General features: G+C 63.7%; 15 protein-coding genes. 7 read left to right on the forward strand and 8 right to left on the reverse strand.

The window, feature by feature from the left end; genetic code table 11:
- Window positions 1–86: 86 nt before the first annotated feature.
- The 3 genes from EV560_RS34330 to EV560_RS34340 are packed head-to-tail and all read left to right on the forward strand — an operon-like array spanning window position 87 to window position 4,067.
- Window positions 87–821 (forward strand): hypothetical protein, encoded by a 735-nt coding sequence (locus tag EV560_RS34330; protein ID WP_131860372.1) that lies wholly within the window; start codon window positions 87–89, stop codon window positions 819–821.
- On the forward strand, window positions 818–1,888 hold the full coding sequence (locus tag EV560_RS34335; protein WP_131860373.1) for a toxic anion resistance protein: 1,071 nt from the start codon (window positions 818–820) through the stop codon (window positions 1,886–1,888). Before EV560_RS34330 ends, EV560_RS34335 begins: the two co-directional genes overlap by 4 nt.
- A gap of 1 nt (window position 1,889) precedes the next feature.
- Window positions 1,890–4,067: a hypothetical protein gene (locus tag EV560_RS34340; RefSeq protein WP_131860374.1), complete on the forward strand. Its 2,178-nt coding sequence runs from the start codon at window positions 1,890–1,892 to the stop codon at window positions 4,065–4,067.
- Window positions 4,068–4,394: 327 nt separating this feature from the next.
- Here EV560_RS34340 and EV560_RS34345 read toward each other — a convergent pair whose 3' ends face one another.
- Window positions 4,395–5,117 (reverse strand): outer membrane protein, encoded by a 723-nt coding sequence (locus EV560_RS34345; protein ID WP_131860375.1) that lies wholly within the window; start codon window positions 5,115–5,117, stop codon window positions 4,395–4,397.
- 456 nt (window positions 5,118–5,573) lie between these two features.
- Between EV560_RS34345 and EV560_RS34350 the strand changes: the two genes are divergently transcribed.
- Window positions 5,574–5,831 (forward strand): hypothetical protein, encoded by a 258-nt coding sequence (locus EV560_RS34350; RefSeq protein WP_131860376.1) that lies wholly within the window; start codon window positions 5,574–5,576, stop codon window positions 5,829–5,831.
- Window positions 5,832–5,950: 119 nt separating this feature from the next.
- Complete coding sequence (locus EV560_RS34355; protein ID WP_131860377.1) at window positions 5,951–6,277, forward strand: ATPase inhibitor subunit zeta; 327 nt, start codon at window positions 5,951–5,953, stop codon at window positions 6,275–6,277.
- Between the two features lie 235 nt (window positions 6,278–6,512).
- Here the strand turns inward: EV560_RS34355 and EV560_RS34360 are convergent, their stop codons facing one another.
- The 4 genes from EV560_RS34360 to dctP all read right to left on the reverse strand — a co-directional run bounded on the left by EV560_RS34360 (window position 6,513) and on the right by dctP (window position 10,313).
- On the reverse strand, window positions 6,513–7,427 hold the full coding sequence (locus EV560_RS34360; protein ID WP_131860378.1) for an SMP-30/gluconolactonase/LRE family protein: 915 nt from the start codon (window positions 7,425–7,427) through the stop codon (window positions 6,513–6,515).
- Window positions 7,428–7,444: 17 nt separating this feature from the next.
- Window positions 7,445–8,743 (reverse strand): TRAP transporter large permease, encoded by a 1,299-nt coding sequence (locus EV560_RS34365; protein ID WP_131860379.1) that lies wholly within the window; start codon window positions 8,741–8,743, stop codon window positions 7,445–7,447.
- Entirely contained in the window at window positions 8,730–9,236 is a 507-nt protein-coding gene (locus EV560_RS34370) for a TRAP transporter small permease (protein ID WP_248312353.1), read from the reverse strand. Before EV560_RS34370 ends, EV560_RS34365 begins: the two co-directional genes overlap by 14 nt.
- An 84-nt stretch (window positions 9,237–9,320) precedes the next feature.
- A complete protein-coding gene (gene dctP, locus EV560_RS34375) occupies window positions 9,321–10,313 on the reverse strand; it encodes a TRAP transporter substrate-binding protein DctP (protein WP_165923772.1) in 993 nt (330 codons plus the stop codon).
- A gap of 161 nt (window positions 10,314–10,474) precedes the next feature.
- Between dctP and EV560_RS34380 the strand changes: the two genes are divergently transcribed.
- Window positions 10,475–11,158 (forward strand): GntR family transcriptional regulator, encoded by a 684-nt coding sequence (locus EV560_RS34380; RefSeq protein WP_165923773.1) that lies wholly within the window; start codon window positions 10,475–10,477, stop codon window positions 11,156–11,158.
- A gap of 89 nt (window positions 11,159–11,247) precedes the next feature.
- Here EV560_RS34380 and EV560_RS34385 read toward each other — a convergent pair whose 3' ends face one another.
- From EV560_RS34385 to EV560_RS34395, 3 genes are read right to left on the reverse strand one after another with little or no spacing between them, the layout of a single operon-like run.
- Window positions 11,248–12,552, reverse strand: coding sequence for a TRAP transporter large permease (locus tag EV560_RS34385; RefSeq protein WP_131860383.1), 1,305 nt, complete (start codon window positions 12,550–12,552; stop codon window positions 11,248–11,250).
- A 9-nt stretch (window positions 12,553–12,561) separates the two neighbouring features.
- Window positions 12,562–13,083, reverse strand: a complete 522-nt coding sequence (locus tag EV560_RS34390; RefSeq protein ID WP_165923774.1) for a TRAP transporter small permease — start codon at window positions 13,081–13,083, stop codon at window positions 12,562–12,564.
- A gap of 53 nt (window positions 13,084–13,136) precedes the next feature.
- Entirely contained in the window at window positions 13,137–14,123 is a 987-nt protein-coding gene (locus EV560_RS34395) for a TRAP transporter substrate-binding protein (protein ID WP_131860385.1), read from the reverse strand.
- A 211-nt stretch (window positions 14,124–14,334) separates the two neighbouring features.
- On the opposite strand from EV560_RS34395, the gene EV560_RS34400 reads away from it, so the two are divergent.
- Entirely contained in the window at window positions 14,335–15,222 is an 888-nt protein-coding gene (locus tag EV560_RS34400; protein ID WP_131860386.1) for a LysR family transcriptional regulator, read from the forward strand.
- Window positions 15,223–15,287: the final 65 nt, after the last annotated feature.

Here is a 15,287-nt window from a genome sequence, read left to right on the forward strand (position 1 = left end):
ACGGTCGTCAGCTTTTCTTTGAGAGTTTTACGGGTTCGTTGACTCTCAGGCGCGAACTGCCCTTGGGGAATAACTGATTTTTCCGAATGCTGGCCGAGGATCAGGGCATCTCGGACCGGGCAACGGAAGACATGCTTCTCGGAACACTCGATGATGCGGCTGTCGCTGAGCTTGATGAAGCCGCATCGGGCGCGGGCATCGACATCGATCTGCTTCGCTCGACGCCCGCCCGCGACATTCGCGCCCAGATCGAGGCGGTCCTCACCTTGCTTCAGGATGTGGACCATCGCGCCTTGCTCGCGAAGCAGGGTTTCTTCTCGCGGCTGACAGGCGCGGATGTCGAAGCGCGCCTCAGGTTCGAAATCTCCGCTCAACAGGTGATCTCGGCGGTCGCCCGGTTGCGCGAGGCCGCCCTTGCGGGGCGTCGCCTGCGCCGGCTCCTCGCGGAGGCGCGCCGGGATCTCGACAGCGAGCAGGAGCGGCTGCAAGCCGTCATCGCCGCGGCGCAGGCGCTGCTGGGGCGTGAAGCCGGGACGGATGGTTTCGCAAGAGACAGGTTCGAGCGGCGCCTGGCCAGCATCATGGCCCTGCATGCCGCCAATATCCTGACGCTCGGACAGATGGTCCTCGCCGAGGGCGTCCTGGATCGCTTGCTCGATCGCTGCACCGATGTCGACACGCTGATCATCCCGCTCTGGCAGCGCCATGCCTTTGCCCTGGCCCAGGCAGCGGGGCACCAGACGTTCTCCAAGGCTGCGCAGGACTTCACCGACACGCATCGCCATCTCATCGCCCATCTCGAACAGGACGCGCGCATATGACCGAAGCCGTTTCGAACCTGGCCGGAGAGCTCGCCGCGACCGGCTCCACGGACGACGAGGTTCTCCGTCTCGCCGCCACGATCGACATTCATTCGCCGCTCTCCATTCAGGAATTCGGCAAGGAGATCGCCGAGCGCTCGACCGCCTATACCGATGAGATCCTCAACTCGGCGCGGGCGGCCGATCTCGACGAGACCGGGCGTCGACTGAACGAGATCGTGCAGACCGCGCAACAATTCGACCTCGACGCGCTCGATAACGGCATGTCCCGGACGCCGCTGATCGGCGGATTGCTCAAGCGCTTCGCCATGTCCCGGGAACGGGCGGTGGCGCGCTTCGAAACGGTGAAGGAGCGGGTCGATAAACTGGTGGCCCAGGTCGATTCGACCGCGCAGCTCCTGAACCGGCGCAGCCGCGATTTCCAGTTGATGTATGACGGCGTCAAGCAGGACCATATCCTGCTCGGCCAGCATGTTCAGGCGATCCGGCTGCGGCTGGCCGACATCGACGAGGCGATCCGGGATATCGGCGCCGGGGCAGGGGATCTCGATTCAGCGGAGCGCATCGCTTTGCTGGAAACCAGCCGCAATCAACTCGACAAGCGCGCCGACGACCTTGAGATGCTGCAGCACGCCGCGATGCAGACCCTGCCGATGGTCCGGATCATCCAGTCCAACAATCTCACGCTGGTGGACAAGTTCCAGACCATTCGCCAGCTGACCCTGCCTGCCTGGAAGCGCAGCTTCATGCTGGCCTTGACGCTCGACGAACAGAGCCGGGCCGAGGAACTCTCGGCTGCCATCGACAACACCACCAATGCGATGATGCGGCGCAATGCGGAGCTGTTGCATCAGAACTCCGTCGCCACGGCGCGGGCCAATCAGCGCCTTGTGATCGACATCGACACCCTGCGCGAGGTCCATGGCAAGATCCTGCTGACCCTCTCGGATGTCCGCAAGGAGCATGTCTCCGGAGCCGAGGGCCGCAAGCAGGCGATCGCCGAGCTGGAGCGCCTGCGGAGCGAAATGACGAGCGGCATCAACGCCATCGGATTGGGCGACGGCTGAGATGAGGCTGTTCGGCCGACGCGCGACCGGGCAAGCGGCTTCGCCGGAATCCGAGCCGGTTCCGGGGAGTCTTCCTGTGCTCCCCGTATGGCTCGACCCGTTTGTGGGCACGAGCCCGGGCGATTATGCCAGCGCAAATGCCGGCCGGCTCGCCCGCTCGTCCGGCAGGCTGCGCGTGGCCGGAGAGCTGGTCGCCTTCGCCGGCGCGATCGTCGCGTTCATGGCAACGCTGTTCCGGCCGGCGAACCCTGTCGAACTGGCGGCGCTCGACGGCTGGATTTTCGTGCCCGGCAGCCTCGGCCAGGTCGCGTTCACCAGCCCGACATCCTATGCCGTCACGCAGGCCGACAATCTGAGTCCGTTGACGCTCGGCCTGGCGCTGGGCCTCATCACGCTGATGGGCGCGGGTGCCATCATCAGGGGGCGCTGGCTCCTCGCCGGGCTCGTCGGAGCGTTCTTCCTGCTGCCCTGGAGCCTGCTGGGCTTCGACCTGACACTGAAGCCCTTGGTCCTGCCATTATACGGCCTCTTGCTTGTCTTTCGCCTGTATCGCCCTTCGACATGGAAGTTCATGCTGCTGGCCCCGGTCATTGTCGTCGGCAGCCCCATCGTCATCCCCCTGTTCGGCGGCATCTATGACCAGCTGGGTCGAACCGCGCAGACCGCGACCTATCGGAAAATCGCATTCGCCGATCTCATCGCAAACCAGGGCAAGCCGGCACAGGAAACAACCGCCAACGGCAAGCCCGTGGTTCGGGTCACCAGCCTCAGCGGGCTTTCAGCGCCGGCGCTCGCCATGCCCTATGTGATGGCCCAGGAATACGCCCTTCGTGGCGATGCCTCTGCTGCAGCGAGCGCCTTGGACGAGGCTGCCAAGCGCGGTTTCCGCCCGAATGCGTTCGACAAGCGGCGGATGGATGCGATCGAGGATTACGCTGCCAATCAGGGCGCGCGCGGCCCTTTGCGGCAAAGCTCGGTCCGGGCAGCCTATGAAACCAGGGCATTTCTGGCGTGGATCGGCTTCGTCGGCGGCCTGGTCCTGGTCGCCGCCGGACTGGCGAGCCGCATCCTGACCGGACACATGGCTCGGCGCGCCGAGCGCATCGACGATGCGGAAGAGCGGCTCCGATCGGCCCTGGCGTCGAAGCAGGCTGATGACCTCGCTCCACGAAGCGGCCATGCCATCGGCCCGCAGCCGTCGCCGACCGTCTTCGACAGCCAGGCGACGATGGCAGCGATGTCGCGGCGCATCCGAGCCTATGCCAAGGCGACCGGATGGCTAGCTGCAGTCGCCTCGGTCTGCACGCTGGGCTGGTGGTGGTACCGGCTCCCCCAGGCGGCTTCGAATACGGCTTTCGAGAGGATCGAGCTCGTTTCGGAGGTCATGAAATTTGCTCGGGAGGCTGAACAGTCCGGCCTGTCTGAGGGCGCAATCTCGGATGCCACTCGGCTCTATGTCTTGTTTGCAGCGCTATTCCTCTACTTTAGCTCGATACTGATCATCAAATCGCGCCGCTATCAGATTGGCATGGCACTCGCCGGAGCGCTCTATTGCTTCGTGCTTCCCAGTGCATTCTTCCCCCATTCCGGCAATACCGTCGCGTTGAGCGACCTGCGGCCCGACCTGCGAGCCCGGCTCACGGCGCTTGTTGCGTCAGATCTTTCGACAGCGCCCGGTGCCGCTTCGAAAGCGGGCAGCTTGTCGTACAATTTCGGCATGATCCAAGCAGGCATCACGTCGCCGCAAGCAGCCAGCTCGGCCGCAGCCTATACGCTGGCCCAGATCGCCTATCTGGAGAATCGGCCGGCGGACGCGGCTGCGATGCTGAATCGGATGTCTGATCGGTCGATCATTCGGCAACGCAGTACCGAGCAACGGACGGATCTCATGATCGAGTGGGTCGTCGCGCACGGGCAGGCTGCGCCGGCATGGCTCTCATCGCCGAAGAGCGATCGCCCGACCGCTTTCGGACGCAGTCTTGCAGCAGCGCTGTCGATCATCGCGACCGCAGCGGCTGTGGCGATGCTCCTGCCGCTCGGCCTCCTGGGCTACGCGAGGCATCGGCGAAGCCGGATCGAGGCGCTCGTTTCCGAAAGACAAGGCGGCCAGTTCGATAGCGACGGCACCGCTCGTCAACGGCTGATCCGCATTGGCGATCGCGGGCCGGTGCCTGGGTGAGATGCGCCAGCGGCGGAGGTCGAGCGCCTGCCTGGAAGCGGACATTGCCTGCGTGACCTGCTTGCTTGCTGCGCATCGCCGTCGCCTGAAAGGACCGGCCGAAGCCGCGCGAGCGGCTGATCAGCGAAGCCGGCAAACGCCGGCCGCTCCCCATTCCCTTTACGACCGCTCCCGGCCGCGGCGCGTAAACATCGTGATCGGCGAACCAGTGTTCCCTGCGCGGCTCGAACGGCGGGGTGGGCGATTGCGGAACGGTCGCGCTGAAAGCCGACATGAAAACAGCCCGGCGCAGGGCGCCGGGCTGTTCCAGAAGTCCGAGGCTGTGCGTCAGAACTTGTAGTTCACGCCGACGCGCAGGAGACCGCCGGCGCCGTTGCCATCCGTGGTCGCGGTATAGAGACCGGCGGGAAGCACGCCGCCCGGCCCGTTGACGAAGGCGCGGCTCTTACGTCCCTCGCCGTTCTCGATGTAGAGACCTTCGATCTTCATCGTCCAGTTGTTGGTGAAGGCGTATTCGACGCCGCCGCCGATGGTCCAGCCGACATTGCTGCTGTTGTTGCCGGTCAGCGGATTGCTGTTCAGGCCACCATAGGCCAGACCGCCGGTGATGTAGATCAGGGTCCGGTCGATGGCGTAACCCAGGCGAGCGCGCACGGTGCCCAGATAGCCGCCGTCATTTCCGCCGCGGGCCCACCAGCTATAGGCACCCCACGAGACGTCGCCGCCGACATCGACATACTGGATGTCGGTCTCGACACCGTAGACGATCGAGCCGACCTGGAAGTTATAGCCGATCTGGCCGCCGCCGACGAAGACGCCGTCGCCGCCGCCGCCGGACAGGATGCCGGAGGAGCCCGGCGTCGGTCCGGTGATGACGACGTTACGCGAATCCGACCAGCCCACGCCAGCGTTGAGACCGACATAGAAGCCGGTCCAGGTGAAGACAGGAGCGTAGACGATCGGCGCTGCGCGCACCGGCAGATCGGCGGCGTAGCTCGATGTCGCCAGACATGCCGCGAGCACGGCCGTGGATACAAGGCTTAGGCGCATGCAAATCTCCCCCTAATAGGTGATTCATCGATCGCATGTTCGCATGCGCAACTAAGACTGTGAAGCGTAACGCGCCATTCCGTGGGCAAGCTGACGCTGAAAGTCACCCTGCGTGATATTTTGACAACTTATCGTAGAGATTGCGACGGGAATTCTCGCTACTGGTGAGGCCTGGGGCCCAGGTTCGAAGCAGTCGGGTAGAATATTACCGGATCCGGCTACACCGAAAGTTGTCGACGCCCGAAGACGGTAGTATATTCGGTATTCTAGGTTCTTCGGATACTTATAGTCCTATTTCCCAATGGCGCCTGGTCGGGGGGCGCTGGCCATGTCGGGAACGATTTCGCCGCATCACGGACAGCAGGCGGCTGGAATGCCCGACAAGGCCGCAGTCCCCCCTCAGCGTCGCCCGGCGCTGTTGCGTGCTTGCTTGAAACCTGGCCGATGGAGGAGACCATGAAGTTCTCGATCCTATTATTGGCTCTTGTTCCCGGTTTCATCACCGTGGGCACCGAGGAGGCCAGCGCGGTGATCTACTGCCAATATGTCGGTTACCCCGTCGGCTGCGTCGCAAGGCCGGGCGTGGTGCTGCGGCCACGGCCAGTCGCGCGGGCGGCGGTGGCGACGCCGGGTGTGGGAGCGCCAGGTGTCGGAGTGCGCGCGGGAACGCCGATGAACCGTGGCGGGCCGGTCAACCGGGCAGGGCGGCGCTAAGCGCGGCGGCGCCGCAAGGCGGATCTTCGTCGACGACGGCCATTCGCGCGCTGACCTGGAAAGCTGCGCTTCATCGGCGTCCATCGCAGTCGTGGAGCGCGGCAGTCGGAGAATGTGACATGACCAGCATCGGCGACGCGGCAAAGACGGCTCTCTGCAACCAATTGCTCGGCCGCTGGGCCGCCGAGCAATTGGGCCTCACGGGCGAGGACGCGAAAGCCTATGCGATGGCCCTGGCGAAAGCTGCGATGAGGTCTGAAGGCCGCGACGTCGTCAGCGAGATCCGCAATGATTTCGACGCGGCGGGCGTGACCCGATCCGAGCAGGAGATCCTGCGCGTCATGACCGAATTCACGATCCAGGCCGGGCAGCAGATGTCGGGAGGGAGTGGCGTTTCCCTCGATGCCGCGGCCGTGCTTCTCAAGCGCAACCTCGTGTCTCGGTAAGACTTGTGCCTCGACAAGCCTTGGCGCGAGCTGCCGCCGGTTCAAGGCACGACATGATCGACGGCATGCGGCCGCTCGGTCCCAGAGGCCGCACACGCCTATGCCGCCCTGAGACCCTCGGCCTCCAGTGAAGCGCGGACGCTCGGTCGCTGCTCGATACGCGCCATGAAGCTCAGGATCGCTGGATAACCCGAGAGATCGACGTGCATGCATCAGCTTGCGCCCCTGCGCAGCCTCAGACGCCGGAGAACATGACCCTGCCGGCGACTGGCATCTCCGCACGCAGGATCGACCCGGTCGCGGATTCGGTAATGAACAGGCTCCGGCGGTCGGGACCGCCATAAGCCATGTTGGTCGTGTGCCGTCCAAAGCCGGATTGGACTCGCAGCATCGGCTCGCCCACCTCGCTGAACAGCCAGACGGCGCCGATCCCGATATGGGCAACAGCGAGATTGCCGGCCTCGTCAATCGCCAGCCCGTCGGGACCGCCCCCGCCCGAAAGCTGGATGAAGGTGCCGACCTTGGCCACGGTTCCGTCCCGCATCAGCGGCACGCGCCAGATGGCATTGGCGCGCGTGACGGCGACGTAGAGAACGCTTTCGCTGGGATCGAGCACGATCCCGTTCGGGCTCGGAATATTGTCGAGTAGGCAGTCCGCCCGTCCATCGGCCCGCACGCGGAAGACCCGCCCGGTCGGGTCATGGTGCCCGGTGAGTCCTTGATCGGTGAAATACATGTCGCCGTTCGACGCGAAGACAAGGTCGTTCACGGCCTTCAGTCGCTCCAGCCTTACGCGCGCGAGGAATGGGGTGACGCTTCCGGTCTCCGGATCGAGAACCATGATGCCGTTCTTGTAGTCGGCGATGAAGATCCGCCCGTCGCGGTGGATCTTGAGCCCGTTCGGCTCGCCGTCATACTCCGCGACGAGCGTGAATGCGCCTTTCGGGTCGATGCGGAAGACCCGCCCCCAGGGGATATCGACGCAATAGAGATTGCCGTCCCGGTCGAAGGAGGGACCTTCGAGCAGCGAATGCGCAGGATTGCTGCCGGGTTGATGCCGATGCCATTCGCTCGTCGGCTCGGGCTTACGGAATTCGTCGGGAAGGCGCGTAAAGACGGCAGGCTCGATCGAAGGAGGGGGCGCGAACATGAGGCGGCGATGTCACTTCATTTGAGGGCGGCGGGCAGCCAAAGGGCGAGTCCCGGAAAAGCGTACATCACGAAAGAGAAGGCCACGATCAGCACGGCGTAAGGCGCCGAGGCCTTGGCGATCTCTCCCAGCGTCTTGTCGGGCGCGATCGAGCTGATCGCGAACAGGTTCAGTCCCATCGGCGGCGTGAGGGCCCCGAGTTCGATGAAGATGACGAGGATGACGCCGACCCAGACGCCATTGAAGCCGAGCGCCATCAGGGTGGGATAAAGCAACGGCACCGTCAGCAACATGATCGACAAGCCGTCGATGAACATGCCGATCACGGCGTAGATCACCAGCAGGATGCAGAAGAACAGGAATGGCGAGACGTCGATCGCCGTCAGCCAGTCGGCCAGTCCTCGGCCCATGCCCGAGGAGACCACGGCGAAGTTCAGGATCTGAGCATTGATCGTGATGAACATGATCACGGCGCTAGTCAGGACGGTGTTGCGGAGCGCCAGCCAAAGCCTCGGCCAGGTCAATTGCCGATAGGCCAGCGCCAGCACAAGAGCCAGCAACGAGCCGAAGGCCGACGCTTCAGTCGGCGTCACCACGCCCGCATACATGCCGCCGATGACGGAAGCCACGAGTGCGAGCACCGGCATCGCGTCGCGCATGACATGGCGCAGCGTCTGGCCGTCGACGGGCTCCTCGCGCGGCGTCAGACTCGGGTTGAGCGTGGCGCGAATGGCGACGTAGATCGCGAAGATGAAAGCGAGCGTAATGCCGGGGACGACGCCGGCCATGAAGAGGTCGATGACCGATTCCTGCGTCATCGAGCCATAGACGATCAGCGGGATGCTCGGCGGGATCAGGATGCCGAGGCAACCGCCGGCCGTCAGCGTCCCCAGCGTCAGGCTGTCGGCATAGCCGCGGGAGCGCATTTCCTTGATCGCCACGGTTCCGACCGTCAAAGCAGTGGCGACGGAAGAACCTGCGATCGCCGAGAAGATGGCGCAGCCCGCGATATTGGTCTGGGCAAGCCCGCCCGGGATGCGTCCGAACAGGCCGGATATGCCGGAATAGAACCGGCCCGCGATCCCGCTATGGAGGATGAGCTCGCCCATCAGCACGAAGAGCGGGATCGAGACGAGGCTGAAATTCGTCGTGGTGTTGAACACGATGTCGCCGAAGGTCGGCCAGAGCATCGTCCCGCTGGCCATGCTGATGCCGACGATGCCGACAAAGCCCATGGCAGCGCCGATCGAGACGCCGAAAGCCAGCGTACCGACGAGTAGCACGCCATAGATCGCCAGTAGTTCAGTCCAGGGCATGATGCGTCTCGGTGACGGTCTGGCCGCGCCAGAGCCGGCGGGAGCGAACCCAGCCCCACTCCAGGAAGGCAATCGAGAGGATGGCAAAGCAGAACGGCATCACGGCTTGCGGTATGGCGAGCGGCGTCTGCGACGCCTGAAGCGAGCGCGTCCCGAAAGAGATGCTGGCCGCGGTCAGATCGTAGGTCGCGTCTGCCAGAACCGCGCAAGTGCCGGCGCCGATCAGCGCCGCGAAGGCTTCCGCTATCGCGCGCAAGCGCGGCGGCGCCATGGCGATCAACCCTTCGACACGCAGGAACCGCTCATCCCTCAGCGCCGGCAGGAAGCACAGCATCGTCGCGGCCGTGAAGAAATAACCGGCATATTCGTCGGAGATCTGCGTGGAGAAGCCAAGCAGCGTTCGCGTCCCCACTTCGATATTCATCAGTAGGCCCATGGCGACGATCATCGCTACGCCGACGACGATGCCGATACGCTGGATGATGTCGAGCACGCGCGACAAGATCGGGATGCGATCCAACGAGAAGGCTCCTCGGCTGGAGAGCGGGAGCCGACGGCTCCCGCAAGAAGGGCACGATCAGCTGCAGGACTTGATGGCGACGGCCAGCATGCCTTGGCCGACAGGGCCTGCCTTGGCAGCCCATTCGTCCGCGATCGGCTTGGTGATCTCGCGCAGCCGGACGACTTCCTCGGACGTCGCATCGCGCAAGGTCATGCCCTTCTCGGCGAGTGTCTTGCGGGCGTCCTTGTCGGCGGCGATCATCTCGGCGCGGTATTTCGGCGCCCATTCCACGGTCTTGGCCAGAAGCGTCTTGCGCAGGTCTTCGGGCAAGGCCTGGAGTGCCGCCTGATTCACGACCACGGCCTGGTGGGCCAAGGTCAAGTTCATCATGTAGGCAAACTTCGTGACCTCGTTGAACTTCCAGTCCAGCGCTGGCACCGCCGCAGTGAAGGCTCCGTCGACGACACCGCGCTGCAGGGCCGGGATAACCTCGGCCGGCGTGATCGTCACGCCGGAGCCGCCGACCAGTCGCATCATCTCCGCCTGCTCGCGATTCCAGGAACGGACCTTGAGGTTCTTCAGCCCGTCGATTCCGTTGGCCGGCTTGGTCAGCCAGAGCTGCTGGGGCGGCATCACCCACTGCATGATCGAGGTCGCGCGAAACTTGGCTTCGAGCAGGGTATTGATCGGCTTGTCGATGGCCGGAGCGAGCGTGTCGTAGAACTTGTCCATCGACGTGCAGGAGAACGGCATCGAGAGCGCGTTCAGCTCGGGCACGTCGCCAGCCACGAAGCCGAAGGCGACATCGCCCATCTCGACCTGCTTGGAGCCGACGATGCGCAGCACGTCCGAGGCCTTGTAGGGCAGCTCTGCGGCCGAGAACACCGTGATCTTCAGCCGCCCGCCGGTCGCCTTTTCGACATCCTGCGCAAAGGCCCGATGCAGCGTCGTCGGCTTATCGTTTGCCGCAAAATAAGTGTAGAATTTCCACGAAACATCAGCCGCATCGGCATTCCCGGCGCCCATTGCGGCAAAGCCGGCGAGCGCGCCGAGGCGTAACAAAGTCATCCGCATTTTGGTCCTCCCAGAGGGGCGTTCAGCCGGAGTTCGTTCCGGGCTCTTATTTGCTGCGTCGAATGTTGTGAGGTGCTTGGATTGCGCGAAATGTCAACTAGCATGCTAGCATGGAAACTGTTAGGAGCAAGCATCCTTTGAGATCCTCGAAACCCATGACGAATGCCACTGAACGAGTGCTCTCAGCTATCCGGGAAGCGATTATCGAACTTGAGCTTCGTCCCGGAGCCATGATCGACAAGAACGCGCTCTGCGTTGAATTCGGGGTCTCGCGCTTCCCGGTTTCGGATGCGCTGAACAGGCTGCAAGCCGAGGGCCTCGTCGAGATTCTTCCGCAGCGCGGCAGCCGCGTCGCTCGGATTCGAATGACGGATCTGACGGAGGCGATGTTCATCCGCCGCCCTCTCGAAGCGGAGATGGTTCGCGCGCTGGCGCCGAATGCTTCGGATGAATGGCTGTTCGAGCTGGAGGGAAACTTCGCCTATCAGACACTCGCGGTCGAGCGGGGCGATCGCCGGGAGTTTCATCGGCTCGACCTGGCATTTCACGAGATGATGCTGAGCCGTCTCGATTTTCCGCGCGTCACTGCAACGGTGGATTCGGCCAGAAGGACCCTGGCGCGTGCGCGCAAAATCCTCGCATCCCCCCGGCGCCTTGCAGACACTCTCCGGGAACACAGTGCAATTCTGGCAGCATTGAAAGCGCGCGATGGCGACGCGGCGGCCACCGCCATGAATATCCATCTGGACGCTGTTCTTTCACAACTCTCGGTTCTCGTTGCCGCGAATCCCGGTGTGTTCGTCGTCGATGAAAAGCCACCGGCGGCGGAGGCCGGATGACTGAGAAACGCGCCAGCTCGTTGGGGCGAGCGAGCGCCGGCGGCTGACCGTCGCCGCCGGCGCTATCAGACACCCAGTCCTCGGAAGGTTCAGCCGGTCATCATCTTCGGCAAGATGGTGACGATCTGCGGGAATATCGTGATCAGCACGAGCAGCAGCATCAGCACGAAGAAATAGGGGATCGCCGCTTTCGTCACGGCCAGGATGTCCTTGCCGGTGATGCTTTGCAGCACGAAGAGATTGAAGCCGACCGGTGGCGTGATCTGCGCGGCCTCGATGAGCACCACCACAAAGATCCCGAACCAGAGCAGGTCGATGCCTGCTGCCTGTACCATCGGCAGCATGACCGATGACGTCAGCACGATGATCGAGATGCCCTCGAGGAAACAACCCAGGATCAGCATGAAGACCGCAAGCACCGCGAGCAGCGCATGGGGCGAGAGATGCATCGCATCGACCCAGGATGCGAGCGAGCGCGGGATATCGACGAAGGCGACCGCGATCGTCAGGCAGGCGGCGCAGGCGATGATGAACGAGATCATGCAGGAGGTCCGCATGGCCGCCATCAGGCTCTCCATGAAGCTCTCTCGCGTGAGCCCTCCGCCGACGGCGGCGAGGACGAGCGCGCCGACGACGCCGATGGTCGCGGCTTCGGTCGGTGTCGCGATGCCGCCGTAGATCGAGCCGACGACCGATCCGATCAGGAGGGCGACCGGGATCAGCCGGCGGGAGCGATAGATTTTCTCCAGAAGGGGGACCGGCGGATCCGCGGGCGGCATCTTGTCTGGGTTCAGCAGGCTCCAGATCGCCGTGTAGCCCATGAACAGCGCCATCAGCAGCAGGCCAGGCAGGACGCCGGCGATGAACAGCCGCGCGATCGAGACCTCGGCCGTGACGCCATAGACGATCATGATGATCGAGGGCGGGATCAGCAGTCCGAGCGTCCCGGAGCCCGCGAGCGTCCCGATGGTCATGCTGAGCGGATAGCGCCGGGCCTCGAGCTCGGGCACGCTGATCCGGCCGATCGTGGCGCAGGTCACCGCGGACGAGCCCGCGACCGCCGCCATGATGCCGCAGCCGAGCACGTTGACGTGGAGCAGCCGGCCCGGCAGGCGCGAGACCCAGGGCGCGAGCCCCTGGAACATGTCGGCCGAAAGCTTCGAGCGAAACAGGATCTCGCCCATCCAGATGAAGAGCGGCAGGGAGGTGAGCGCCCAGCCCCAGCTTGAATCCCAGAGCGTCGAGGCGACGAGCGAACCCATCGGGGCCGTCGTGAACAGACCCATCAGGACCATGCCGACGGTCAAAAGGGAGAGCGCGACCCAGACGCCGCTCGCCAGCAGAAAGAGCAGCAGGCCGGCGAGAACCAGCGAGGCAATGACGATCGAATCCATCACGGGTTCCTATGCCACGGGCTTGTCGAGGCCGATCTCGTCGGGAGCCTCGTAACGGGCACTGCCGCCGCTGAGCAGCCAGAGCAATTCATCGATGAGCGCGATCGCGAAGGCCGTCACACCCACGGCGACGCCCGTCTGCGGAATCCAGAACGGCATCGCGAGGAGCCCTGGACTGACGTCGTTGAACGCGTGTGACTGCAGGGCCAGCGCGCTCACATGCCAGGCGAGGAACGAGACGACGACCGCGCCGAGCAGGCAGTTGAAGATCTCGACAGGTCGCCGCAGGCCGGCCGGGAGCCGACTGACGATCAGGTTGATCCGGACATGCGAACCGTGCCTGAAGGTATGGGCCAATCCGAAGAAGGTGGAGGCTGCCAGGCAGAGCCCGGCGGCTTCCGTTGCATCCAGCGTCACGCCGCGAAAGCGGGCGACGATCTGGGCGATGATCGCGAGTGCGATCCCCACCATGAAGGCGGCGGCGAGATAGCCGCACGCCTCATAGAACTTGTTCAGAACCCCGCGTATCACTGGTTCCCCCGCTGGCCAGGCTTGCGTGACATGCTGCTGCACGAAAGACGGGGTTACTTGAGGCTCTTCTGGTAGTTCTCGTAGACAGCCTTCTCCTCCGCGGTCGCGGCGGCGAGCCATTCCTGCACCATGCCCTTGCCCGCGACCTCGATCGCATCGAGGATGTCCTTGGGCGACTGGGCGATCGTCATGCCATGGCTCTTGAGGACGTTCTCGCGTTCCTCGCTCGCCTTCTTCGCAAGCTCCCAGCCGCGCTTCGTCGCCGCCTCGCCGGCTTCGAGAACAGCCTTCTGGGTTGCCGCGTCGAGCTGCCGGAATGCGCGCTCGTTGACGAGGATCGCATTCTTGTTGTGCATCGTGCCGGTATAGGTGAAGTGCTTGACGTAGTCCCAGACCTGGACGTCAGTGCCCGTCTGGGCGCTGGTCCACAGCGACTGGATCATGCCGGTCGAGAATGCCTGCGGCACCTCGGCGAAGGGCAGGATGAGGGCTTCCATGCCGAGCCTCTCGCCCATGATCTGGGTCTGCTTCGAATAGATGCGCAGCTTCTGGCCCTTGAGGTCGGCAAGTCCCTTCAGCGGCTGCTTGGTGTAGAAGCCCTGGCCGGGCCAGGCGACATAGGTGATCGCGCGCAGGCCGTTCTTCTTGAACAGCTCGTCGAAGAAGGGGCGCTGCGCATCGGTCAGCTTGGTGGCCTGGTCGAAGGTCGTCGCGACTCCGGGGATGTTGTCGAGATTGTACATCGCGCCTTCGTTGCCATAGACGCCGAGGCGGATCTCGCCGATCTGGACCTGGCCTGACTGGACAGCGCGCTTGACCGCGTCGAGCTTGATCAGGCTGTCGTTGGAGCGCAGGTCGATTTTGAGCTTGCCGCCGCTCTTCTCCTCGATCTCCTTGATCATTTGGCGGATGTTCTGCGTGAAGAAGCTGCTTTCCGGATAGCCGGAAGCCATCGTCCAGGCGGTCTGGGCCGAGGCCGGCAACGCGAGCCCGATTGTCAGGGCAAGGGTGGCTGAAGCAAGCAGGGCTCTACGGTTCATCGTTCCCTCGTTGGTTGCCCTGCACTGAACACGGGTTTGCGCAGGCTCTCGAAGCCGGGCGAGCAACGTGCTGTGACCGACCTATGACAATGCACCCCGATCTTGCGATAGCATCCAATTGAATTTTTCTGTTTTTGCGATAGCGTTTCTTTATCGGCATTGAATCGGCTCGAAAATTGCATGTTGCGCTGCGGCGCTCTGGAGGGGCGCGATGCCGAACTGGACCCTAAAGCAGCTGGAAAGCTTCGCCTGGGTCGCGAAACTCGGCAGTTTCAGGGGCGCTGCCGAACGCCTGAACACCACCCAGCCAAATATCTCGGTGCGCATCTCGCAGCTGGAGGCCACGTTGGGAGTGAAGCTCTTCTACCGTGAGTCAGGTTCGGTTGCCCTGACCCCCATCGGACACTCGCTGCTGGCCCATGCCGAGAAGGTTCTGCTCGCTTCGGACGAGTTCTCGCAGCACTCGATTCGTTCCGATCAGCAGGCCGGCGTCCTGCGGCTGGGTGTCGCCGAACTGATCGCGCAGACCTGGCTACGCGATTATTTGCTCGATCTGCGCCAGGTCTTCCCGAACGTCGATGTCGAGCTGAGGGTGGATCTGACCATCAACCTGCGTGAGGAGCTGGTCTCGAGGTCGCTCGATCTGTGCCTCCTGAACGGGCCGATCTCGAACTTCAATATCACCAATGTCGATCTCGGCTCCGTACCCTATTTGTGGGTGGCTTCGCCGCGGCTTGCTCTCGCCGGTTCCGACATCGCGACGATGGCGTCGCACACGATCCTCACCCATGCGCGCAACACCCGGCATTTCGTCGAGCTCTCGGCGCATTTTCGCGATGGCTGGGAAGGGCCGATACGGATCGTCCCATCGAGCAGCCTGGCAGCTTCGCTGCAGATGACCCTCGATGGGCTCGGGATCGCGCCGATGTCACAAACATTGGTGAGGAAACATCTGCAATCCGGCGAGTTGGTCGAAGTCCCTTATCCATGGAAACCCAGCGCGCTGATTTTTACGGCGTCCTATGCCCATACGCCGGCGAGCTTCCTGCTGCGGCGCGCGGCCGAGCTGGCGGGCGAAAGGGCCGTCAGGCATCACTGAACCAACAGGCGAGTGATCACGCTCAAGAGGTGCCGCGATAAATTTTCTCTATCGAATATCATAGA

Source organism: Allobosea sp. BK604 (genome assembly GCF_004341515.1).
In the GTDB taxonomy this organism is placed as follows: Bacteria; Pseudomonadota; Alphaproteobacteria; order Rhizobiales; family Beijerinckiaceae; genus Allobosea.

Excerpts from the sequence above, each read along its gene's own strand:
- EV560_RS34350 (WP_131860376.1), top strand. The coding sequence starts at position 5,574 with ATGAAGTTCTCGATCCTATTATTGGCTCTTGTTCCCGGTTTCATCACC.
- EV560_RS34380 (WP_165923773.1), top strand. The coding sequence starts at position 10,475 with ATGACGAATGCCACTGAACGAGTGCTCTCAGCTATCCGGGAAGCGATT.
- EV560_RS34360 (WP_131860378.1), bottom strand. The coding sequence starts at position 7,427 with ATGTTCGCGCCCCCTCCTTCGATCGAGCCTGCCGTCTTTACGCGCCTT.
- EV560_RS34385 (WP_131860383.1), bottom strand. The coding sequence starts at position 12,552 with ATGGATTCGATCGTCATTGCCTCGCTGGTTCTCGCCGGCCTGCTGCTC.
- EV560_RS34400 (WP_131860386.1), top strand. The coding sequence starts at position 14,335 with ATGCCGAACTGGACCCTAAAGCAGCTGGAAAGCTTCGCCTGGGTCGCG.
- EV560_RS34345 (WP_131860375.1), bottom strand. The coding sequence starts at position 5,117 with ATGCGCCTAAGCCTTGTATCCACGGCCGTGCTCGCGGCATGTCTGGCG.
- EV560_RS34395 (WP_131860385.1), bottom strand. The coding sequence starts at position 14,123 with ATGAACCGTAGAGCCCTGCTTGCTTCAGCCACCCTTGCCCTGACAATC.
- EV560_RS34335 (WP_131860373.1), top strand. The coding sequence starts at position 818 with ATGACCGAAGCCGTTTCGAACCTGGCCGGAGAGCTCGCCGCGACCGGC.
- EV560_RS34340 (WP_131860374.1), top strand. The coding sequence starts at position 1,890 with ATGAGGCTGTTCGGCCGACGCGCGACCGGGCAAGCGGCTTCGCCGGAA.
- EV560_RS34365 (WP_131860379.1), bottom strand. The coding sequence starts at position 8,743 with ATGCCCTGGACTGAACTACTGGCGATCTATGGCGTGCTACTCGTCGGT.
- EV560_RS34330 (WP_131860372.1), top strand. The coding sequence starts at position 87 with ATGCTGGCCGAGGATCAGGGCATCTCGGACCGGGCAACGGAAGACATG.
- EV560_RS34355 (WP_131860377.1), top strand. The coding sequence starts at position 5,951 with ATGACCAGCATCGGCGACGCGGCAAAGACGGCTCTCTGCAACCAATTG.
- dctP (WP_165923772.1), bottom strand. The coding sequence starts at position 10,313 with ATGACTTTGTTACGCCTCGGCGCGCTCGCCGGCTTTGCCGCAATGGGC.